Source organism: Paenibacillus sp. SEL1, assembly GCF_054602535.1.
In genome coordinates, this window is sequence record NZ_CM137723.1 from 3487924 (window position 1) to 3509804 (window position 21881).

A 21881-nucleotide genomic window follows, 5' to 3' on the forward strand; every position below is an offset into this window, starting at 1 on the left:
CTTATAACCACTGAAGTATTGGCTTGAAACGATGGGAAAAAGTAACGGTTAGTCTTCCAAAAATACAAGTCCAACAAAATCGTCCAACTCAATATTACCAAAATAGTGCTTCAAATCGAGAGAGGATAAGGCTTGACGTACCTCACTTTCATCATAGCGCTTGCCGCGCAGGATATTTTCAATATCAGCAACGTCACCCACACCAAAGAAATCCCCATAGATTTTAATATCACGGATGTAGCCTTCCTTAAGATCCATGCGGATATCAATAATACCGACCGGAAATTTACGTGTGTGCTTGATATTGCTCTCGGGGGATAGACCGTAGTTCCAATCCCACGATTGGTAGCGTTCTTTGGAAATTTCATGGATTTTGGCCCAGTCGGCATCGGTGAGCTTATATTGAGGCACCTGATCCAATTCTGCTCCGAATATGGAACGTAGCAGTTCCTCGCGAAATTGCTCTATGGTCATCTCACGGTCCATCAGTTCGCTGATGTTAGCCACGCGACTGCGGACGGATTTTGTGCTTTTGGATTTAAACTTTTCGGGATTGGCATGCAACGATGCAGCCACATTATCCAAGTTCAGGTTGAACATCAATGTACCGTGGCTGAACATACGTCCGCGTGTGGCAAATTGGGCGTTTCCTGAAATTTTACGTTCTCCGACCTGTAGATCGTTGCGGCCTGTCATTTCAGCTTCTACTCCCATTTGGCGCAGGGCGTCAATCACAGGTTGCGTAAATTTGAGGAAATTATGAAAGGACTCCCCGTTATCCTTAGTAATGAAGCTGAAATTTAAATTACCGAGATCATGATATACAGCCCCACCGCCGGACAGGCGACGAACGACTTGAATATTGTTGTCCCTAACAAACTCGGCGTTGATTTCTTCAATAGTGTTTTGATGCTTGCCTATAATAATAGAAGGCTGATTAATGTAAAACAGCAAATAGCTGTCGTCCAGCGGTAAATGCTTGAGCGCGTATTCCTCAATAGCAAGATTAATGGCTGGATCGTGTATCCCCTGGTTGTCGATGAACAGCATGTCCATTCCTCCGTATATAAACTGTGTAATTTATGTGTGCCTCCTTCTATTGTAACCCAAGTGAGCCATGTACAAAAGCTCATTTGCATTGACGGGACGCAAAAAGCAGCCTCATAATGGAGCTAAATGATTGGAAACGGGCGGAAAGGATGAGAGGCAATGATAGAGGTTTACGGTCATGGCGGAGACAGGGAGACAGCTGCCGCGACTTTTGGCGGAGCTGCTGCGGATTTTGTAGATTTTAGTGCAAATATTAATCCGCTTGGTCCACCGCCAGAGGTGCTTGAGGCGCTGCAACACTCATTTGACACTGTGATTCGCTATCCAGACCCTGGGCATCGGAATTTTAAAAATATGCTCGCACGGCGACTGCATGTTCCACCGGAGTCGCTAAGTATCGGAAACGGAGCGGCTGAAAGCATGGCTCTCCTACTATTGGGACTAGCTCCTAAGCGTGTGGGTACAGTGGAGCCGTGTTTTTCGGAATATGCCGAGCTGGCTGGCAAATTCGGAGCCGAGGTCAACCGGGTGTATGGGAAGGCCTCGCTTCAATGGAAGGCGGACGTGGAGGACATCCTTCAGCTCATGGAGCAGGTAGATGTTTTGTTCCTCGGACAGCCGAATAATCCAAATGGCGTGCAATATAGTGAGCAGGAGCTATGCGAGCTGGCAGAGGCGGCTGGCACAACGGGTACCGTGCTGGTGGTGGATGAAGCATTCATTGATTTTATTCCGATGGAACGGCGAAACTCACTGCTGCCTGTGCTGGATCGCTATCCTCATGTGATTTTGATCCGGTCAATGACCAAATTTTATGCCATTCCTGGCTTGCGATTGGGCTATGCGATTGCTCATCCGGACTATATCCGGCGAATGACGGCCAAACAGGTGACCTGGAGTGTGAATGGATTGGCGTTGCTGGCTGGGGAGGCGTGTTTGAGAAGTGGGCAAGCATATGAGCGCCAAACACAGGAGCTGATTGCTGCGGAGCGCAACCGCCTGTTGACCGCCTTGGCGGAATGGGGCTGCGGTGTCGTTCCCGGCGAAGCCAATTACGTGCTGGCAAGGGCGCCGGGTACGTGGAGCGCATCGGCTATTCAGCAGGCGCTTGGACAACGTGGAATTCTTATACGTAGCTGTGCTATGTATCCGGGACTGACGACGAGCCATTTTCGGATTGCGGTCAAGGATGCAGAAGCCAACGGCAGGCTGCTGTCTGTATTGGGTGAAGTGCTGGAGGAGGAGCAGCGGCGTGACAGTTAGCTTGATTATCCTGGCAGCCTACCTTTTGGACAGGCTGATCGGTGATCCGAGGTGGTTGCCGCATCCAGTCATCGGTATGGGACATGCCATTTCAGCATTGGAAAAAGCGATTCGTCGCCAGGTCCGCAGTGACCGAGGGCTAAAACGTGCGGGCATACTGCTTCCGCTCATTGTGGCGGGAGGCTCCTTTGCGCTTGCCTGGGCGCTGTTGCACTTGCTTGCCTGGATTCATCCGTGGTTATCTGTCGGCGCAGAAATGGTGCTGATTGCGACCACGATTGCTTCCAAAGGACTAAAGGATGCAGGAATGGCAGTATACCGAGCGTTGCAGGCGGATGATCTGGCAGCAGCACGGCGGGAGCTGGGCATGATTGTCGGGCGGGATACGCAACAGCTTGATGAGCCTGAGATTGTACGCGGTACGGTTGAAACGGTCGCTGAAAATATCGTGGACGCGATTATTTCGCCGCTTTTTTATGCCTTGATCGGGGGAGCACCCTTGGCGCTGGCTTATCGTGCTGTGAATACGCTAGATTCCATGGTTGGCTATAAAAATGAAAAGTATCTGCATTTAGGCTGGGCTTCAGCGCGTCTAGATGATGTGGCTAACTACATTCCAGCACGCCTGACAGCGGCAATGCTTGTCGTAGCGGCGTGGATGTACAAGCGAGATGCTGCAAGAAGCTGGCGCACAGTCAAGCGAGACGCTCGTCTGCACCCAAGCCCGAACAGTGGCTTCCCGGAATCAGCTGTTGCTGGAGCACTGGGGATTCGTCTTGGAGGCTATAATGTGTATCATGGCGTGCGCTCCTTTCGTGCATACATGGGCGATTGGATACGACCGCTAGAGTCGAAAGATATACGGCATACAATCCAGCTGATGTTCGCCGTGTCCAGTATGTTCGTAGGATTGTGTTTGTTAGGAGCCGCAGGTTGTTTTGCCTTGGGATGGGTGCAATGAGGGTGAGGAGTAACACACTGAATAATGATCGAGCAGGAAGTGACATGATCTTGAAACAAGATATAGCAGCAAAAAGGACGGTAGAATACGTACAAAGTCCGAACTCACAGGAGGATAAGGTGCCGTATGATACTAAAGAAGATCTGCATTGGGACATGGAACTCGTGTTAGTTCGTCACGGCACAACCTTATGGAATAAGGAACGTCGATATCTGGGACACTCCGACTTAGGTTTGCTACCGGGAGCAGAACAGGAATTAAAGCCTTTGCAAGAAGAATTGCAGGGGCAGTCCTTTGCTCGAATCTACTGCAGCGATTTAATGCGATGTCGCCAGACCTTGCAGATCATTGTGCCGGAATCAGAATTGACGTCTGGAGGTTCCCTATCTATTATGTCTCCTATGATGGAACCACGTCTGCGAGAGCTTCATTTTGGCGAGTGGGATGGAAAAACGTATGACATGCTCAAGGATGTGTCGTTGTATCGCGCTTGGATTGATGAGCCGCAACGGATAACCCCTCCTGGAGGAGAGTCTTGGACAGATTTTGTGAATCGTTTGCGGAAATTTCTTGACTCTCTGTATGAATGGCGTGTTGCTATGGAAGTTCGACCCATGGATTTGACTGCTGGGCCGCTCTCTGTTTTGGTCGTTACGCATGGTGGCGTAATTCGTCAGTTAGCTTGTATGCTGATACCGGGCCATGATTTTTGGAGTCTGAATCCGAAGCCGGGAGAAGCATTTAGGATTCAATTGAGGCTGGCAGGACCGCACAATTACATAGCGGAAATGCTCCCTCGTTAGGTTAGGCACCAGTGGATAAAGAGGCTGTTTGGGTTGTAAGCCGCCTCATTTTAACCTATAATCATCAAGTAAAAGAACGGCTTGACTACCACTACATCAAATATCCAGCAGACGAGGTCGGCGCGGTGTGATGAAACTATGGTTTCCCTTGCCTGCGCTGTTAAAAGGGAAGTCGGTGTAAGTCCGGCGCGGTCCCGCCACTGTAAATGGAAACATGCCCGTTAGTCCTGCTTTATGTGCTACTAAGCATATGAAGGAATTTCAGGACATGCATCTTACCATAAGTCAGGATACCTGCCCGTCCGCCTGTCACCATAATCCTTCGAGGAAAGGATGACGTGTTCGCAGTGACTGTCCGTGCGGAAAGAAGCTGCCGCCTGCGCACGATCTGCGCTAACGTGACCCCTGTGTCCTGATATAAGGATGCGGGGGTTTTTTGATAGGAAAAGAAGGCTGGATTTAGAAGATATCTGATGATGCTCAAGTAACGCTCTTAACGATTTTTTTATGAAGGGGTGCATATCATGGCAGGAAAAAAAATAAAGGTTTGGACAACAGGTCTATTGGTTCTGATTTTGGCAGTTGTGCTGAGTGCATGTGGCGCTAATGGAAAAAATGCTGAAAATAAAGAGAATCAGACTTCTGCACAGCAGCCAGGAAAGACCGTAACCGCACAAGAGCCTCCGGGCAAAACAGTTTACCCACTCACAGTTAAGGATGCAACAGGACAGGAATTTACATTCAAAAAAGCGCCGGATAAAATCGTTTCCGTCTCCCCGGCAGAAACCGAGGCGCTGTTCGCCATCGGGCTGGATAAGGAAATAGTTGGCGTCTCCGACTACTCTGATTACCCGGAAGCAGCTACGAAAAAGCCTAAAGTAGGCGGTATTATGAAACCGAACGAAGAGGCGATCATTGCTGCTAACCCGGAAGTCGTTTTTGCAGGGATATCACTTAGTGAACAGGCTACGACCAAGCTGCGCGACATGGGAATTATGATTTTTAAAACGGAACCGAAGACAGTTGAAGATGTCATAGCTAACATCGAATTGTATGGAAAAATCACCGATCATCAGAAAGATGCGAGAGCGGTGACTGACAAGATGAGAGCAGATGTAGCGGAAGTGAAAGAAGGAGTTAAAAATATCGGTAAAGGGCAGAAGCTGCGGGTATACGTCGAGTTTTCACCAGGCTGGACAGTTGGTAAAGGTGAGTTTATGGACGAGCTGATTACTTTGGCGGGCGGCGAAAATGTAGGTGCCACGCAGAAGGGGTGGTACCAAATTAGTGAGGAAAATATTATTGCTGCGAACCCTGACGTGATTTTGTACAGCAAAAGTGTCAAGGACGACAAAACTGGCCAAACGCTCGGCGAAATCATTAAAGCTCGCAGTGGATGGGATCAAATATCGGCTGTTCGCCACAACCGGGTGTTTGCCGTGGATGATAATTTGATCAGTCGTCCGGGTCCACGCGTAACGGAAGGTCTCAAGGAAGTGGCCAAGGGCGTGTATCCTGAAATTTTCAAATGAACCGTAAACTGATCGGCTTTGGAGGGACAGGTCTTGTCTTGCTGTTGCTGACGCTGCTGCTCTGTCTTGGCATCGGCTCGGCCAAGCTTCCGGTCAGCCAGATCACGGGCATTCTGGTTAACCACCTTCCGTGGTTAGGCGATACATTTACACCGGATTGGAATACATCCTCAGAGCAGATTATTTTGAAGGTCAGATTGCCACGAGTGTTACTAGGAATGTTGGTAGGAGCAGCGCTGGCGCTGGCGGGAGCCGGATTTCAGGGTGTGCTGCGTAATCCTTTGGCTGATCCGTATACACTGGGGGTATCCTCGGGGGCTTCGGTAGGAGCGGCAGTACTGATCTATTGGGGCCTTCAATTTTCATTTGTTGGCATATGGACGCTGCCGCTAGTGGCATTTACGACCGGAATGCTGACGCTGTGGATGGTGCTGACGTTGGCACGGGAAGGTGGAAAAATTCCGACACAAAGTCTCATTTTGTCGGGTGTAGTGATGCAATCCTTTCTGGGAGCGGTTGTTTCCTTTCTGACAGCCATGTCGAAGGAGACGGTCAATGAAATATTGTACTGGACGATGGGAAGTCTTAGCCTGCGCGGTTGGTCATATACAGGAATCCTTTTACCTTATGTGGTCATAGGACTGGTATTTCTATGGAACCGGGCACGTGTACTGAATATTTTGGCTTTGGGTGAACGTCAGGCGGCTCACATGGGAGTTCATGTAGATGCGACGAAGCTATCTGTTCTGATCATTTCCACGCTGCTGACAGCTGCCGCTGTCTCGGTATGTGGAGTGATTGGCTTTGTGGGACTTGTTGTACCGCATATCATTCGTCTGGTGACAGGTCCTGATTACCGGATGATTGTTCCATTATCTGCGCTCGGTGGAGCCATTTTTATGGCTTGGGCGGATACGGCGGCTCGCACGTTGTTAGCCCCCACGGAAATTCCTCTGGGCGTGATGACGGCCTTTGTTGGGGCACCGTTCTTCGCATATCTCCTGTACCGGAACAAGAAGCTGCGCAGGGGGGAACTGCTGTGACAGAACAAAGTGAATCACAGAAGGTGCGGGATCGGGCATTAGAGGTAGCGGGTCTGACACGTGCCTATGGAGAGTTCCATGCGTTAAAGAATATAAGCTGGAGCGTCGACGAAGGAACTTGGTGGGGGATTATTGGTCCGAACGGAAGTGGAAAATCGACCTTGCTGCATCTGCTTTCGGGTGTAGATCAGCCAACTTCGGGAAACGTTCATATCTATGGCAAAAAGGTCGGTAGCTACAGCAGAAAGGAGCTTTCCCGACTCATAGCCGTACTCCAACAGGAAGGGCTTCCTCCAGTGGGATACACCGTCAGGGAAGTCGTAGAAATGGGACGTTTTCCTCATCAGGACTGGTTAGGCAGGGAAAAGGGTGTTGATGTGGAGGCGATCACGAATCGCGTGCTGGAGCGATTGGGTCTTACCACGTTGGCGGACAGAGCATTGGACCGCTTGAGTGGGGGACAGCGACAGCGTGTAGCTTTGGCAAAAGTAATGGTACAGGAGCCACGAATATTGCTGCTGGACGAGCCTACGACCTATCTGGACTTGCGCTATCAGCTTGAATTTATGGAACTGTTGGCAGATTGGCGCCAAGAAACGGGTGTGACGATCATTGCGGTCTTGCATGATCTTAACTTGACAGCCCAATTTTGCGAAGATTTGCTTGTACTCAAGGATGGAATGGTTGAAGGATTGGGAGCTTCATCGAAGTTATTAACCGAGGATCGGATTCGACGAGTATACGGTGTTGAGCCTGTGATGCTTCCGCATCCTGATAGCGGTGTGCCGCAGCTCTTGCTGCGCAGAAGTGCTTCGGATACAGCAGATTAAATAAACGATGAAACACACTTAAAAAGAGCAGGGAGTGGAAGGTATGAACAACAAGCTGCGTCAGCTGATCGATAGCATTGCCCAGCCGGATGGGGGGGCGGCCTCGGCAGCTTCAGCCTATTTGGACCAATTAACGAAGCCACCGGGAAGTCTTGGAAAGTTGGAAAGTGTGGCCATTCAGCTAGCAGGAATTACAGGAGTGGACAAGCCTGAATTTGATCGTAAAACGGTTATGGTCATGGCTGCGGATCACGGGGTGTGTGAAGAGGGAGTCAGTGCCTTTCCGGCTGAGGTTACACAGCAAATGCTGTATAACATGCTGTCAGGTGGCGCGGCAATTAATGTGCTGGCACGCCATGCGGGCGCAGATGTCAAGGTGGTAGATGTTGGCGTGAATGCGGATGTCGCTCACGCGAATCTGGTGGACCGTAAGGTACGCATGGGTACTTCGAATATAGCTAAAGGGCCAGCAATGCTGCGTACGGAAGCGGAACAGGCGGTTTTGGCCGGAGCTGAAGCCGTAGCAGAAGCGGTCAAAGGTGGCACACGGCTATTCGTTACCGGAGAACTGGGCATCGGGAATACGACAGCCAGCGCTGCGGTCGTATGTGCTCTTACCGGGCTAGAGCCGGAAGTTATCGTAGGCCGGGGAACGGGTGTAGATATGGCTGGACTTACCCGTAAAATATCGGTTGTCTGCCGCGCATTGGAGGTGAACCAGCCAGATGCAAATGATGCGCTCGACGTGCTCACTAAGGTCGGCGGTCTGGAGATTGCCGCCTTGGCAGGAGTCATCCTCGGCGCAGCCGCACATCGCTGTCCAGTCGTGTTGGACGGCTTTATTTCAGGCGCAGCCGCCCTTGCAGCGCGTGCACTTGCGCCTGCTAGCGCTGCGTACATGCTCGCTTCGCACGCCTCGGACGAGCGCGGACACGCGGCGGTGCTCCGCGAGCTCAAGCTGGAGCCCATGCTTCATTTGGACATGCGGCTCGGGGAGGGCACAGGCGGTGCGCTTAGCTTGCACCTGATTGATGCGGCGTGCCGCATCATGCGCGAAATGGCGACCTTTGCCAATGCAGGCGTATCGGACGGTCAGGGAGCCGCGCAGCGATGAAAGCGCTCGTGACCGGCGGGGCACGCAGCGGGAAAAGCGACTTTGCCGAGCGATTATGCATGTCGCGCGCTTCGCGCGCCTGCTACATTGCAACGGCGCAAGCCTATGACATGGAGATGAAGGAGCGCATCGCCCTTCATCGGGTCCAGCGCGAGTCTGCTGGGTACGACTGGCAGACGCTGGAGGAAGCTCAGGCGCTGCCTGAGCTGCTGCGACGGCTTGGCGGTGATCAAGCGTCGCAGCCCGCGCCTATGGTGCTAGTCGACTGCCTGACCCTGTGGCTGTCGAACGTGCTGCTGGCCGCAGGCGAGGACGGCGAGGCTGCGGCCAGAGCTGCCATTAATGAACTGACGGCAGCTGTGGAGCAGTATCCAGGGCAGCTCGTCATCGTAACCAACGAGGTTGGTGACGGTATTGTGCCCGAATATCCGCTGGGTCGGCTGTATCGGGATTTGAGTGGGGTTATGAATCAGCGGATTGCCCGTCTTTGTGATGAAGTATTTTTGGTGACGGCGGGCATTCCCGTAGAACTCAAACAGTTGGAATATAAGCTATGAGCCGCGAACGTCAGGCTGTTGCGGCGGCTTTTCAATTTTTAACGCGTCTTCCGGTGAAGGCGGAAATAGATTTTTCCCCGGATTTGCTTAAACGCAGTGCAAGTTATTATCCGCTGGTGGGAGTGGTTATTGGCATCATTGTCTGGGGCTTTGCGGCGCTTACTTCTATGGTGTTGCCGCCGTTGCCGTGTGCGATTCTTACGCTTGTTGTCTGGGTTTGGTTGACGGGCGGATTGCATTTGGACGGGTGGATGGATGCGGCTGATGCCTTATTCAGCTACCGATCCCGTGAGCGGATGCTGGAGATTATGAAGGATAGCCGTGTAGGAGCAATGGGCGTTATTGCTTGTGTGCTGCTACTTATGCTCAAGGCTTCTTTGCTGTATACGGTGCTGGTTGAACGGAATGTGTCTGGCTTGCTGCTGCTTCCGATGGTTTGGAGCCGTTGGTTTATGGTACATGCAATGAAACGCTGGCCTAAAGCCCGTAATGATGATGGGCTGGCTGCGCGTTTTGCTGATATGAGTGGTGGCCGCGTAGGGTTGGCCGTATTCTGGGCAGTATTAGTGACCCTGAGTGCTGCCGTAGGACAATATCTTCTGGCAGGTTTGGCTACAGCAACAAGGGGGACTGGGAATCTGTCATTGGCAGGATCATACTTACAGACGTTCCTTTCATATTCTGAGAGCCTTCCAATCTCGCTAGGTTTTGTGTTGCTTCCGGTCTTGGCTTACGGTGTTGGAACCTTCACGGCAAACCGTATTAACCGCCGCTTGGGTGGACTTACAGGAGATATATACGGAACTTTAAACGAATTGCTGGAGGCTGTTTTATTGTTGTTTATTGTCATTTTGTACGGGTTGTGACCAGATTTGAAATGAATTCGTTAAAGGGGAAGAGGCAATTGTCAACTTTCGAACCGTCCTGCACGAACCCGGCAGCCGTATTAATGCTTCAAGGAACAGCGTCGGATGTGGGCAAAAGCGTGGTGACGACTGCGCTTTGCCGTATTTTTACGCAGGACGGATATCGTCCCGCACCGTTTAAGTCGCAAAATATGGCATTAAACTCTTATGTTACCGAGGACGGCAAGGAAATAGGACGCGCTCAGGGGGTGCAGGCTGAGGCCTGCGGTATTGAGGCCACAACTGACATGAATCCGATTCTGATTAAGCCGGTCAAAGATATGCACTCACAAATTGTTGTACACGGTGTACCTTATGCCTATATGAGCGCCTCCGATTACCGGAAGGATTTTTTGCCAAAAGCCAAACAGACCGTTATGGATGCTCTGAATCGGTTGCGTGATACCTATGATATTGTCCTTATGGAAGGGGCAGGCAGCCCGGCAGAGATTAATTTGAAGGACCGCGATATCGTAAATATGAATCTGGCAGGTTGGGCGGATGCTCCAGTGTTGCTTATTTCAGATATCGACCGGGGCGGAGTTTTTGCCTCTCTCGTAGGAACTATCGAATTACTGGAACCCCATGAAGTACAGCGTATCCGCGGATTTATCATTAACAAATTCAGAGGCGATCTGTCTCTGCTTCAACCAGGATTAGACTGGCTGGAAGAACGGACAGGCATTCCTGTACTCGGTGTATTGCCCTATCTGCCAGACATTCGCATTGAAGCAGAGGATTCGGTAGTACTGGATAAGAAGCCCAAACAATCTGCAAAGGATAAAGAACTGGATATTGCGGTGATACGATATCCGCGGATTTCCAATTTTACCGACACGGATGCTCTGGCCGCAGAGCCGGATGTGAGCGTTCGTTATGTCACTGAAGCTGGACAGTTGGGCGTACCAGACGCCATTATCTTACCGGGGACCAAAGACACTATTGGAGACCTGCTGGAATTGCGTGAGAGAGGTCTGGAGAAAGACATTCGGCAGGCTATGAATACCGGACGCACACAGCTAGTTGGCATTTGTGGAGGTTATCAGATGCTGGGTACCGCACTATTTGATCCCGAAGCCGTCGAATCTGGGTTGCCGCAGCAGGCAGAAGGGTTAGGTTGGCTTGCTCTATCCACGACCTTTTTAAAGGAAAAGCAAACCGTACGCGTACAGGGAACCCTGTCTAATCATTGCCCGCTTTTGCTTAGCACTGTGCCTGATTCGGGTTCTGCCTCCAAGCCAAGCATTGAAGGTTATGAAATACATATGGGCGTTACGGAGTATGTTACGGAACCATACGCACCTACAGATATAACTTTTAAGCTAAGCGAAATGAAAAGGTTATTCCGTATCCGGCGTGGCGAAGAAGCAGCTTTTGAGGAAGGCTGGGGTACGACAGACGGTAAAGTATGGGGAACCTATTTGCACGGTGTGTTTGATAATGACCGTTTTCGCCGTTGCTGGCTGGATGGATTGCGACAAGCCAAGGGCTTGGCACCTTTAGAGAGCACTTTTACTGTACGTGAAGCCAAGGAACGAGAGTTTGACCGTGTCGCAGAGGTGGTCCGGGCTCATTTAGATATGGAGCAAATTTATCGTATTATGGGAATGGATTCATAAACTTCATGGATGATTATTAAAATCGCTTTTAAAAAATAAAGAGGTATCTCTACAGCCATTTTCAAGACTGTGAGATACCTCTTTGTATTGTATCGGCTTACGTAATTTTAAATTTTTGGACAGCCTTTTGCAGTTCGGTTGCTTGTTTGCTTAATTGGCGAACAACTTCGCTGTGGCTTTCCATTTCATTCAGTTGCTCATCGGCATTTAAACCGATTTCTTGAATCATATGCTGTGCATTGGCTGCGATGAGAGCTGTCTCTTCCACGGAAGCAGATACTTCCTCCGAGCTGGCGGATACCTGCTCCGTTGCTGCAGATACCGTTTGAATCGTAGCATTGATCTTTTGCATAAGCTCACTTAGCTGGTTAAAGGCTGAGCTCGCTTGTTGAACCATTTCCGTTCCCGAATGAATTTCACGGCTCACTTGGGTCACAGAGTCCACAGATTGTTGCGATACTTCTTGAATGGTAACCAAATAGTCGGAAATTTCTTGTGTGGCTTCTTTAGATTGCTCGGCAAGCTTGCGTACTTCTCCAGCTACTACGGCAAAGCCCCGTCCATGTTCGCCCGCACGGGCGGCTTCAATGGAGGCATTCAGGGACAACATTTGAATTTGCTTCGTAATATCGAAGATAGCCGAAACGATACTGCCAATGGCTTCTGAGCGCTCATTCATACTATGGATGTATCGAAGCGATTCATCGGCAGCATGTCCTACCTGTGACATTTGAGCTACAGCCTTTTGAGCGAGCGTATTACCGTTAACCGTTTCTTTTGTCGCTTCACTGATTTGATCGGATACATCATTGGCAGAGGAGGCGATGTGCTGAACACCTTGAGCGATTTCCTCCATAGCCTGTGCATTTTCAGCAGCAGCTGTAGCTATGCTGGTACTGCCCTTTGCTACTTCCTCTGCGGCAACTGTAGAGTCCTGCACTTTTACACTGATAGCCTCAGTCCGACGAAGTAGCTCGTCCGATCCTTCAACAACCGCACCGGATGTAGAAAGCACATGGCCGATCATTTCTTTCAAGTTATGAGACATGGATTGGAAGCTGCGGGCAAGTTGGGCAATTTCATTAACTCCATGAACCTTCGCTTCTTGTGAAAGATCACCTTGAGCAATTTTTTCGCTATGACGAACCAATTCAGCAATGGGTTCTACAACTTTACGTATCACGAGGGTAGAAATAATGCCGCCCAGCAGGAGCGTTGCCACTGTAATACCTATGCAAATCCATAGAATTTGTTGGGATTTTTCCTGTACAAATCCGACGTCTTCGTTCACACCCAGAACTAGATTACTACCTGATATAGCAAAGAAGGCGGTTTTGTGTACTCCGTATGAATCGCTGTAAATTTCACTGATATTCATCTCGCCTTGTTTTGCTTTTTTAATATCCTCAACAGGAATGAGTGCATCCTTGACCTTGTATACTGATTTTACATTCCGTGCGACGACTTCGGCTTTATCATCCTTCACTACCGCGATATAAGCCGATTCTAATTTGAGGGTATCGACCTTGTCCTGAAGATAGGATTCCATCTGTATAGCGGAGCCGGAATCAGAACCGCTTCCTTGCCCAGCCTGAACAGCTAAGGAAATATTGAGATCCTGATACACATTTTTAGCTCCAATTTCTAGCAATTGGTCTACCTGAGGCATGACACTGTTATTAATGATACTCATGGATATTGCATAGAAACTGATGCTGAACAAAAGGGACGCAAAGAGCTGAATCAGCAAAAACATAATTCGTAATTTCGCGCCAATGGAACGATTAAAACGCTTCATGAAAAATCTCCTCTCACATGATGGTAATAAAATCAGACGAATTCCCTGCTTGAAGTAGGCCGCTTGTCCAATAGATACTTGACACGCCATGATCTACTTGTGTTCCTTTCCTTGCTTGAAGAAAAGACTGAAAATGTTCGGATTCTATGTATATTTCAGCTGAATTCAAGGGACAAGAATGTGAAAGGGAAGTAATCCATGATTTACTAAAAAGTAGGTTAGACCTATTTTACATAATTAACAGACGGTTGAATAGTCATATTTGCCCAAAAACAAACAAAAAATATATAACTATGGTCTTAGGTGTTTAGATGTAAGTTAGATGTAAATTATCAGGTGCATAAAAACGAATAGATTACCCCTTCTTTAAAACTATTGTAAAAAAGAAGTAATATAAGTAGCATAAGAAATACGGTTTTTTTACAATATTCTTATAAGCTTGGTTTGTAAGTTCGAAAGTGGTCTTCAATATACATATAAAAGGGGAAAAGGTTGTTATGAATCGGGATTTACCTTCCAAAGAAGTGATTTCGCAGGTCAGAGGAGAAGATACACAGGAGCTGACTTCCGGCAGTTATAGAGCTGCCACAGGGAGAAATCCGATAAGTCGACTATTAGATTATGTATCAGGCGTATTTACTCCGATCTTGCCGGCAATGATTGGTGCGGGAATGATCAAGGTAATTATATTAGTTTTAATGTCCTTCGGTTTATTGTTGTCTGATCCGCAGGTATATACTATTTTAATGGCTATCAGCGATGGGATATTTTATTTTTTACCTATTTTTGTTGCGGCAAGTGCGGCAAGAAAGCTGCGCAGCAATGTGTTTGTTGCAGCAGCCATCGTAGCATCCGTATTCCATCCCCAATTAACAAGTTTACTCCAGTCTGGTGAGGAGGTACGTTTTGCCGGTCTGCCAGTTATAGACCCACAAGCTGCTTCATCTATAGTGCTCATACTTGTTGTCGTCTGGATAGCATCGTATATCGAAAAATGGTTAGACAGGTATATCCCTTATTCACTTAAATTAATGGTTGTCCCGACTTTGACACTGATGATCACTATACCTTTAATGGTGTTCGCTTTCGGGCCACTGTGGAGTTATCTCGGCCAACATGTATCCGATGGACTAGGCTGGTTGTTTGACAATGCAGGAGTATTTACAGGGTTGTTGCTCGGAGGTACGATGTCTTTGCTTATTATTGCAGGTATGCAATATATAATGCTGCCGATTATGATCAGCTCGCTGACAACATTGGGTTATGATCACCTTTTTCCCGTGGTCGTTGCAGCGGCTTTCGCTCAGGCTGGCGCAACATTTGGCGTATGTGTTAAATCCAAAAATGCCAAAGTCAAAACGCTGGCTGCGTCCACAGGTTTGTTGGCCATGCTGGGAATCATTGAACCGGCCATGTATGGTGTCAATATCCGTTTCAAAAAACCGTTAATAGCAGTTATGATCGGTGGAGCCGTTGGTGGGGCTTGTATGTGTCTGTTTGAAACGGAGCTTACTAGTATTGGTGTCTCTGCTGGGCTGCTCAGCTTACCTTTATTTTCTGAACCCACGCTTGTGTACGGTATCGTGGGTATGCTGATTTCGTTTGTTACAGCTGGCGTAATTACGTATTTTATGGGCTTTGTGGATGAAAAAGATGAGCATTCGCAAGGAGTATCTACATCTGGCATGAATGCTTCTCCGAACTCGGTTGTGGAAAAGAGCCCCGGCAGCTAAGTTGAATACATGTCGTTCTGTTCAGGACAAAAAAACAGCAAGCCCTCGAAAGATGAAGGCTTGCTGTTTGACGTTTCGATAAAATCCAAATTTGAAGCTGCTTAACTATTTTATTGTTATAAAACCTACAAAAATAGTTGGTTTTGTGATATAGTATTCTTCGGATTGAAGGATCACTTTATAAAACATATTAAGTATAAGTTTGGAGGAAATAATACATGGATACCTTCTTTATTATTTTAAATGTAATCGTGCTGCTTTTGCTGCTAGGCGTATTGGTCTGGATGCAGAAAAAGCACATCTCCTTTACAAAAAGGGTGTTTGCCGGACTTGGCTTCGGACTGATCTACGGGGCAATTCTACAATATGCTTATGGTGCAGGCTCAGAGGTCATTACAAAATCGGTTGATTGGTTCAACCTCGCAGGTAACGGTTATGTCCGTTTGCTGCAAATGGTCGTTATTCCGCTTATCATGGTGTCGATTATTTCGGCTATTATGAATTTGAAGGGAAGACAGAACCTTGGCAAAATCAGCGTGTCCATTATTGCAGTACTACTGATTACAACGGCAATTGCTGCTTCAGTTAGTATTGTAACCAGCCTGTCGTTTGACCTAAAGGCAATTGAGATTCAAGGTGGGGAAAAGGAACAAGCACAGGGCTTGAAGATGGAAGAGCGCCTTGGAACAGTTCAGGACATGACCATTCCACAGCAGGTGCTGGAATTTATTCCTTCAAATCCTTTTGAGGATATGACGGGAGCACGTCGTACGTCGACGCTGGCGGTGGTTATTTTCTCAGCCTTTATCGGGGTGGCTGTACTCGGATTGGATCGTAAAAAACCGGAACAGGCGCAAACCTTCCGTAAAGTGATTGATGCAGTGTACGCTGTAGTGATGCGAATTGTAACGCTGGTGCTGAGATTGACTCCTTACGGTATTTTAGCACTGATCACTAAAGTAGTAGCTACGACCAATCCAGATGAAATTTTGAAGCTAATCAAGTTTGTGCTCGCTTCTTATGTGGCTCTGTTGGTCATGTTTATCATTCATCTTATTTTGCTGGCCTTGTTCGGCTACAATCCGGTGACGTATGTGAAAAAAGTATTGCCTACACTGGTTTTTGCTTTTACTTCTCGTTCCAGTGCGGCGACCATTCCGTTAAATGTTGAAACACAAACGAAAAAGCTTGGTGTGTCCGACGGCATCGCGAATCTGTCTGCGACCTTGGGAGCGACTATTGGGCAAAACGGCTGTGCTGGTATTTATCCGGCAATGCTGGCGGTTATGATTGCTCCAACCGTGGGTATTGATCCAACGAGCTGGGATTTTATCCTCACGCTGATTCTGGTCGTTACGGTCAGCTCGTTCGGCGTGGCGGGTGTAGGCGGTGGTGCCACTTTCGCTTCCCTGATCGTGCTTTCCACCATGAATCTTCCAGTGGCATTGGCAGGATTGCTCATCTCAGTTGAACCGTTGATTGATATGGGACGCACAGCGTTAAATGTCAATGATTCTATTACTGCAGGTCTCATTTCAGGCAAGGTGCTCAAGGAGAACGATCAAGACGTATTCAATAATCATGGCATGGAGTTGGATGCAACGGCACACTCTTAAGTAATGATAAATGAAGGGTGTACGATCAGTCTCATATCCCATCTGGCCAATATAACACACGTACTGTATGTACGCTGTACAAAGAGCCGGCCATAAGGTCGGCTCTTTGTATTGATTTTAGGGCAGTGTAAATTATGGCTGTTCACAAATCCTAATCTATGATACATTAAAATAATGTTTTTCCGGCTTGCTTCGGATGAACCGCGGTTCGCAACCATCCCGCGCTATCAAAACTAGGAGGATTTCATGTTTAATCTGTTATGGGGGGCAGCTTTTGTCCTCGTCAATTTTATGTTCTTTTTGTTATGTTTTCGGTTGTTCGGTAAAAAAGGGCTGTACGCCTGGATTGGTGTTGCTACTGTACTGGCCAACATTCAGGTAACCAAAACGATTGATCTGGTCGGCATTACCACGACATTGGGAAATACGATGTATGTTTCTATGTATATGGCCAGCGACTTACTGAATGAAAAATATGGGCCTAAAGAAGCGCGTAAAGCTGTATGGTTCGGCTTTTTCACTCTGATCATGACGACGGTAACGATGCAAATGGTGCTGCAGTTCGAGCCTACTGCAACGGATTTTGCCCAGACACCGATGCAACAGCTGTTTGGATTGTTGCCAAGACTTGCGCTTGCCAGCTTGACAGCCTATGCGATCAGTCAATTGCTGGACGTGCGTCTGTACGCCTGGATTCGCAAGTTCTTCCCGGAACGTCATCAGCTCTGGATTCGCGGCAATGGCAGCACGATGATCAGCTCGTTTATAGATACGCTCATTTTCTGTACTATTGCCTTTTACGGTTATGCGTGGGGGATATGGCTCGAGATATTATTCACCACCTACATCTTAAAATTTGTACTGACCGCGGCGGGTACACCCATTTTGTACATCGCACGCAATTTCCGCTTTATAGAAGAGGAGGGGCAAACCCTCAAGCCATGATGGCTTGGGGTGCCCCTCCTTTTTTCATCCTTTTTTACATACCAATATAATGAATAGCGATGGGTTTATCCCAGCACTGTCAGTTCTTTTGGAAAAGAGGTGAGCACTTCAACACCATCAGAGGTGACCAAAACGTCATCTTCAATCCGCACACCGCCGAGGCCTGGCACATAGATGCCGGGTTCGATGGTGAACACGAAGCCTTCATGAAGCAGATCGCTATTGCCTCCGTGTACAGATGGATATTCGTGAACACTCATGCCAAGGCCGTGTCCAACTCGATGGTTAAAGGCAGGGCCGTATCCAGCGGCTTCAACAACAGCCCGTGCTGCCTGATCTACGGATGCGCAAGAAACTCCCGGGCGAATGGCGGCAATTCCCGCTTCGTTCGAGCGAAGAACCGTATTATAAATCGTTTCCAGCTCAGCCGACAGCTTTCCAAAAGCAAAAGTACGCGTAATATCCGAAGCATAGCCATCGGAATATACGCCCATATCAAACATGAGCAGATCGCCATGCTGTAGCTTGCGGGTGCCTGGAACACCATGAGGCAAGGCTGTTTTGGGTCCAGACAGCACTGTTGTGTCAAAGGACGGGCCATCTGCGCCGATTTTTTTCATCTGATATTCGATTTCGGCCACCAGCTCGACTTCCGTCACTCCTTCGCGCACATGGGTGAGGCCGTGGCGAAGAGCATCTTCCACCAAACGAGCTGCATGTTTCAGACGTTGTACTTCCTCAGGAGTTTTTCTCACACGCATTTCTTGAAGCACAGGACCCAGATCCACATATTGAGCCGCGCCAATAGCAGTATGTAACTGTTCATAACGGAGGACGGAGACGTGCTCCTTTTCCAGCGCAAATGTTTTCACTCCGGTGCCTGTACGTTGACGAAGCAGATCATATGGATTGTCCGTATCGGTGTGGGTGGATATACGAGTCACAGAAGAAGCAGCTTGGGCGGCTTCTGCATCCAGAGCGGGTACGATCAGTTCTGGTTCTTGGTCTCGAAGCAGCACGAGACCAAGAAAACGCTCATGCGGATCACTGGCAAAGCCCGTCAGGTAGTAAATATGTTTGGGATCGGTCACAAGCAGGCCGTCCCAAGACTGTGACTTCAGTTCATCATATAATCTTGTAATTTTATCATTCATAGAGTCTCATTCCTTTCTGTCCATGTATTCATTATAGCTCTTATTACATCATAATTTATAGCTTTGAATGGCTTACTCTCTTGCCTGACTTAATGTTTGCAGACGTGCTTGTACGTTCTGATCATAGTAGCCGCCATGGTAGCAGATTACCTTTTCAACATCCAATACCGTCAGCTTTTCGAGGCTCTTCAGAGCCAATGGCATATCCGGCGTAGCCGACTCAGCAGGACCGACCAGTTCACCTTCGACTACCAGCAGTTCATCTGCTGCCAACAGTAGCTTTTGTGCGGGCACATACAAGCTGATATGCCCGGGTGTATGGCCAGGTGTATGTATAATCTGTATTCCTCCACCATAGGGTAGATGCTCACCGTCCTCAAGAATATGAGCAAAGCGCAAATCTGGCAGGCGGCGAATCATATCCTCTGCTTGCTGCTTGAGCACAGTATCCATTTGTTTAATCCGTTCCGACGTCAGCTTCACAAACGGTCGCTCCCCTGTCATATAAGGAACGTCATCCTTATGGGCTAACAGGGCAGTATTCGGCAGCAGATCCAGCAGTGCATGAACATTTCCGATATGGTCAATATCCTGATGTGTTAAAATAATTCTTTTCACGCGGCTGATATCCTCACCCACATCTGAGATAGCCTTGCGTAATGGCTCCAATTGGCCGAGCATTCCCGTGTCAATCAGTGTAAGTCCATCCTCGTCCTTGAGCAGTACAGGATAAATAGTCGTTTTTCCAAAAAAAAGATTCCATAGGTATTTCCAAAATCAAGAGTTGAGTTCCAATATTCATATTAAGCTGCTTCAGAATCCTTGACTCCGAAACATACCTCCCGTCTCATCGTGTTAAATCGCTTTCCCCGTTTTTATTTTTCCTTATCTTCAAGCTCTATTATAAAACCCTTTGGGACTAATCCGCAAAACAACTCGATATGGCTGATCGGGCGCTTGTCTTGTACAATAAATAAATCACACCATAGGAGGCGGATACGAATAATGAATCAGGACCAATCTTTTTCCATTGAATTTGCGTGCAAAGAGGATCTTCCCGATATTGTGGACATTTATAATTCTACAATCGCAGGACGAATGGTCACCGCAGATCTGGAACCGGTGACAGTGGAGAGTCGCATTCCATGGTTTGAGGCTCATCAGGAGAACCACCGCCCTTTGTGGGTTTTAAAGCAAAAGGGGACCATTGCCGGTTGGGCCAGCCTTCAGTCCTTTTATGGGCGTCCAGCTTATAACGGTACAGCAGAAATTAGCATTTACGTCCATGAGGATTCTCGTGGAACCGGAACAGGAAGTCGACTGGTACAGCATTTGCTAAATGAATGTCCGAGACTGGGGATTACAACGTTGTTGGGATTTGTTTTTGGTCATAATGAGCCAAGTATTGGGCTGCTGCGGAAGTTTGGTTTTGAGCAATGGGGGTACTATCCGCGTGTAGCTGTGCTGGACAGCATAGAGCGAGACTTGGCGATATTGGGCAAGCGAGTGGATGAATAATAGCTTATGACAGTTAAATATTTTTGGTAATGTGTACAGAAAAAGGCTGTTTCCAAAATCGTCTCATACACTGCGGATGATTTTGGGAGCAGCCTCTTTTATTTTGCTATTTTCATCGCTTTTAACGCTGAGGTCTAAAACGTATGTTGTGAAAAATTTGATTAAGGACCTCAGACAGCACCAAACCGACAGCAATAGCTCCTGCGATCATCAGCGTGCTCATGGCCAGCTCTAGTGCCTGAGGATAATGTTGTTGTACGAACTGGCGCATGGCATTATAGGCCATTCCCCCTGGAACGAGCGGAATCATGCCTGCCACACTGAAAATAATCACAGGCATTTTGTACAGCCGCGCAAAGCCTTGACTGACGATGCCGATGAGGATCGTTGCCAAAAGGCTGGCGCTCACAGGTCCCATGCTGTCCGTGGTTGAATAATAGACCAGCCAGCCTAGCATACCGACAAAACCACATTGCAGCAGCGAGCGCCGGGGGGCGTGGAATAGTATGCCGAAACCAGCGGTGGCAATAAAGCTTGTGAATAATTGTGCAAGCATAGACTTGAATCTCCTCCGAATCACATATAAGAAATGATAACCGCAACGCCAGCTCCAATGCCGAAAGATGTCAGGCAAGCATCGGCTCCCTTGGAAAGACCTGAAACCAGGTGCCCGGACATTAAATCACGAATGGCATTTGTAATTAACAAGCCTGGAACCAGTGGCATGACGGAGCCAATTATAATTTTATCCATCATCTGTCCCCAGCCTACTATCGTTAACAGAGCTGCCAGCAAGCCGATTAGAAAAGATGCAGAAAACTCTGAGAAAAACTTGACCTTAACGAGCCTGTGAAAATACTGTACGGCTGCAAATCCGATACCGCCGCATAACACAGCTGCGGGGAAGTCTCGCCAGACACCACCAAACATAATCATAAAGCAACCGCTGGCCAACGCAGCAGCCATCAGCTGTACACGGTTGGAATAGCGGAGGGGGCCACGCTCAATCTTCGCAAGCTCCTTGACGGCAGCGCGGGGAGACAAATCACCTGTGCTGATTTTACGTGAAATGGAATTGACCTCTGTCACCTTGTGCAAATCGGTGGTCCGCTCTACGATGCGGATGAGCTTGGCGGGCTCCGAATCATTAATGGCAAAAAAAATCCCAGTTGGTGTTACATAGCTATGGGACTGGGATATGCCATAGGCTGAAGCAATGCGGGACATCGTGTCTTCAACACGATAGGTTTCGGCTCCATTTTGCATCATCAGTTTGCCCGCCAACAGACAAACTTCAATGATTTCAGGAGTAGGATAGGAATGATTATTCATACTCGCTCTCTTTCATTCGTACCGGGCCGTTCGACCCTATTATTTTCATTTATTGTAGCACAAAAAGCCGCCTTTTCAGAGGCGGTTATGTTAGGGGGAATCGAAGTT

General features: G+C 48.3%; 20 protein-coding genes and 1 riboswitch. Of the genes, 14 read left to right on the forward strand and 6 right to left on the reverse strand.

Going from position 1 to position 21881, the window contains the following annotated elements; translation table 11 throughout:
* Window positions 1-48: 48 nt before the first annotated feature.
* On the reverse strand, window positions 49-1050 hold the full coding sequence (locus ACYCSE_RS15915; protein WP_452566462.1) for a lipoate--protein ligase: 1002 nt from the start codon (window positions 1048-1050) through the stop codon (window positions 49-51).
* 159 nt (window positions 1051-1209) lie between these two features.
* Here ACYCSE_RS15915 and cobD point away from each other — a divergent pair, with 159 nt between their 5' ends.
* The 10 genes from cobD (at window position 1210) to ACYCSE_RS15965 (ending at window position 11677) form a co-directional block, all read left to right on the forward strand.
* Window positions 1210-2313, forward strand: coding sequence for a threonine-phosphate decarboxylase CobD (gene cobD / locus ACYCSE_RS15920; RefSeq protein ID WP_452566463.1), 1104 nt, complete (start codon window positions 1210-1212; stop codon window positions 2311-2313).
* Window positions 2303-3274, forward strand: coding sequence for an adenosylcobinamide-phosphate synthase CbiB (gene cbiB, locus ACYCSE_RS15925; RefSeq protein WP_452566464.1), 972 nt, complete (start codon window positions 2303-2305; stop codon window positions 3272-3274). The genes cobD and cbiB overlap by 11 nt, the downstream gene beginning before the upstream one ends.
* A gap of 44 nt (window positions 3275-3318) precedes the next feature.
* The gene (locus tag ACYCSE_RS15930; RefSeq protein ID WP_459698763.1) at window positions 3319-4077 is read left to right on the forward strand and encodes a histidine phosphatase family protein; all 759 of its coding nucleotides are present in this window, start codon (window positions 3319-3321) and stop codon (window positions 4075-4077) included.
* Window positions 4078-4199: 122 nt separating this feature from the next.
* Window positions 4200-4393: riboswitch (cobalamin riboswitch) on the forward strand.
* Window positions 4394-4601: 208 nt separating this feature from the next.
* Window positions 4602-5609 carry an ABC transporter substrate-binding protein gene (locus ACYCSE_RS15935; RefSeq protein ID WP_235307820.1) on the forward strand — a complete coding sequence of 336 codons (1008 nt, stop codon included), beginning with the start codon at window positions 4602-4604 and terminating at the stop codon, window positions 5607-5609.
* Entirely contained in the window at window positions 5606-6652 is a 1047-nt protein-coding gene (locus tag ACYCSE_RS15940; protein WP_103047604.1) for a FecCD family ABC transporter permease, read from the forward strand. Before ACYCSE_RS15935 ends, ACYCSE_RS15940 begins: the two co-directional genes overlap by 4 nt.
* Window positions 6649-7482 carry an ABC transporter ATP-binding protein gene (locus ACYCSE_RS15945; protein WP_459698766.1) on the forward strand — a complete coding sequence of 278 codons (834 nt, stop codon included), beginning with the start codon at window positions 6649-6651 and terminating at the stop codon, window positions 7480-7482. Before ACYCSE_RS15940 ends, ACYCSE_RS15945 begins: the two co-directional genes overlap by 4 nt.
* Window positions 7483-7525: 43 nt before the next feature.
* Window positions 7526-8596, forward strand: coding sequence for a nicotinate-nucleotide--dimethylbenzimidazole phosphoribosyltransferase (cobT, locus tag ACYCSE_RS15950; RefSeq protein WP_459698768.1), 1071 nt, complete (start codon window positions 7526-7528; stop codon window positions 8594-8596).
* Window positions 8593-9153: a bifunctional adenosylcobinamide kinase/adenosylcobinamide-phosphate guanylyltransferase gene (gene cobU, locus ACYCSE_RS15955; RefSeq protein ID WP_459698770.1), complete on the forward strand. Its 561-nt coding sequence runs from the start codon at window positions 8593-8595 to the stop codon at window positions 9151-9153. The genes cobT and cobU overlap by 4 nt, the downstream gene beginning before the upstream one ends.
* Complete coding sequence (gene cobS, locus ACYCSE_RS15960) at window positions 9150-10019, forward strand: adenosylcobinamide-GDP ribazoletransferase (protein WP_459698772.1); 870 nt, start codon at window positions 9150-9152, stop codon at window positions 10017-10019. Before cobU ends, cobS begins: the two co-directional genes overlap by 4 nt.
* Window positions 10020-10057: 38 nt before the next feature.
* Window positions 10058-11677 carry a cobyric acid synthase gene (locus tag ACYCSE_RS15965; RefSeq protein WP_250267811.1) on the forward strand — a complete coding sequence of 540 codons (1620 nt, stop codon included), beginning with the start codon at window positions 10058-10060 and terminating at the stop codon, window positions 11675-11677.
* 97 nt (window positions 11678-11774) lie between these two features.
* Here ACYCSE_RS15965 and ACYCSE_RS15970 read toward each other — a convergent pair whose 3' ends face one another.
* Window positions 11775-13475 carry a methyl-accepting chemotaxis protein gene (locus ACYCSE_RS15970; protein ID WP_459698775.1) on the reverse strand — a complete coding sequence of 567 codons (1701 nt, stop codon included), beginning with the start codon at window positions 13473-13475 and terminating at the stop codon, window positions 11775-11777.
* 497 nt (window positions 13476-13972) lie between these two features.
* Here ACYCSE_RS15970 and ACYCSE_RS15975 point away from each other — a divergent pair, with 497 nt between their 5' ends.
* From ACYCSE_RS15975 to ACYCSE_RS15985, 3 genes are all read left to right on the forward strand, one after another.
* Window positions 13973-15208 carry a PTS transporter subunit EIIC gene (locus tag ACYCSE_RS15975; protein WP_459698777.1) on the forward strand — a complete coding sequence of 412 codons (1236 nt, stop codon included), beginning with the start codon at window positions 13973-13975 and terminating at the stop codon, window positions 15206-15208.
* Between the two features lie 218 nt (window positions 15209-15426).
* Window positions 15427-16824: an L-cystine transporter gene (locus ACYCSE_RS15980; RefSeq protein WP_459698779.1), complete on the forward strand. Its 1398-nt coding sequence runs from the start codon at window positions 15427-15429 to the stop codon at window positions 16822-16824.
* 246 nt (window positions 16825-17070) lie between these two features.
* Window positions 17071-17769 carry a queuosine precursor transporter gene (locus ACYCSE_RS15985; RefSeq protein ID WP_459698781.1) on the forward strand — a complete coding sequence of 233 codons (699 nt, stop codon included), beginning with the start codon at window positions 17071-17073 and terminating at the stop codon, window positions 17767-17769.
* A gap of 65 nt (window positions 17770-17834) precedes the next feature.
* Here ACYCSE_RS15985 and ACYCSE_RS15990 read toward each other — a convergent pair whose 3' ends face one another.
* Window positions 17835-18923 (reverse strand): M24 family metallopeptidase, encoded by a 1089-nt coding sequence (locus tag ACYCSE_RS15990; RefSeq protein WP_341161978.1) that lies wholly within the window; start codon window positions 18921-18923, stop codon window positions 17835-17837.
* 72 nt (window positions 18924-18995) lie between these two features.
* On the reverse strand, window positions 18996-19604 hold the full coding sequence (locus ACYCSE_RS15995) for an MBL fold metallo-hydrolase (RefSeq protein ID WP_459698783.1): 609 nt from the start codon (window positions 19602-19604) through the stop codon (window positions 18996-18998).
* Window positions 19605-19928: 324 nt separating this feature from the next.
* Between ACYCSE_RS15995 and ACYCSE_RS16000 the strand changes: the two genes are divergently transcribed.
* Window positions 19929-20441 (forward strand): GNAT family N-acetyltransferase, encoded by a 513-nt coding sequence (locus ACYCSE_RS16000; protein WP_348621896.1) that lies wholly within the window; start codon window positions 19929-19931, stop codon window positions 20439-20441.
* 121 nt (window positions 20442-20562) lie between these two features.
* On the opposite strand, the gene ACYCSE_RS16005 is transcribed toward ACYCSE_RS16000, so the two are convergent.
* Both ACYCSE_RS16005 and ACYCSE_RS16010 read right to left on the reverse strand, forming a co-directional pair.
* A complete protein-coding gene (locus ACYCSE_RS16005; protein WP_103047615.1) occupies window positions 20563-20997 on the reverse strand; it encodes a threonine/serine exporter family protein in 435 nt (144 codons plus the stop codon).
* A gap of 20 nt (window positions 20998-21017) precedes the next feature.
* On the reverse strand, window positions 21018-21773 hold the full coding sequence (locus tag ACYCSE_RS16010) for a threonine/serine exporter family protein (protein WP_459698786.1): 756 nt from the start codon (window positions 21771-21773) through the stop codon (window positions 21018-21020).
* Window positions 21774-21881: the final 108 nt, after the last annotated feature.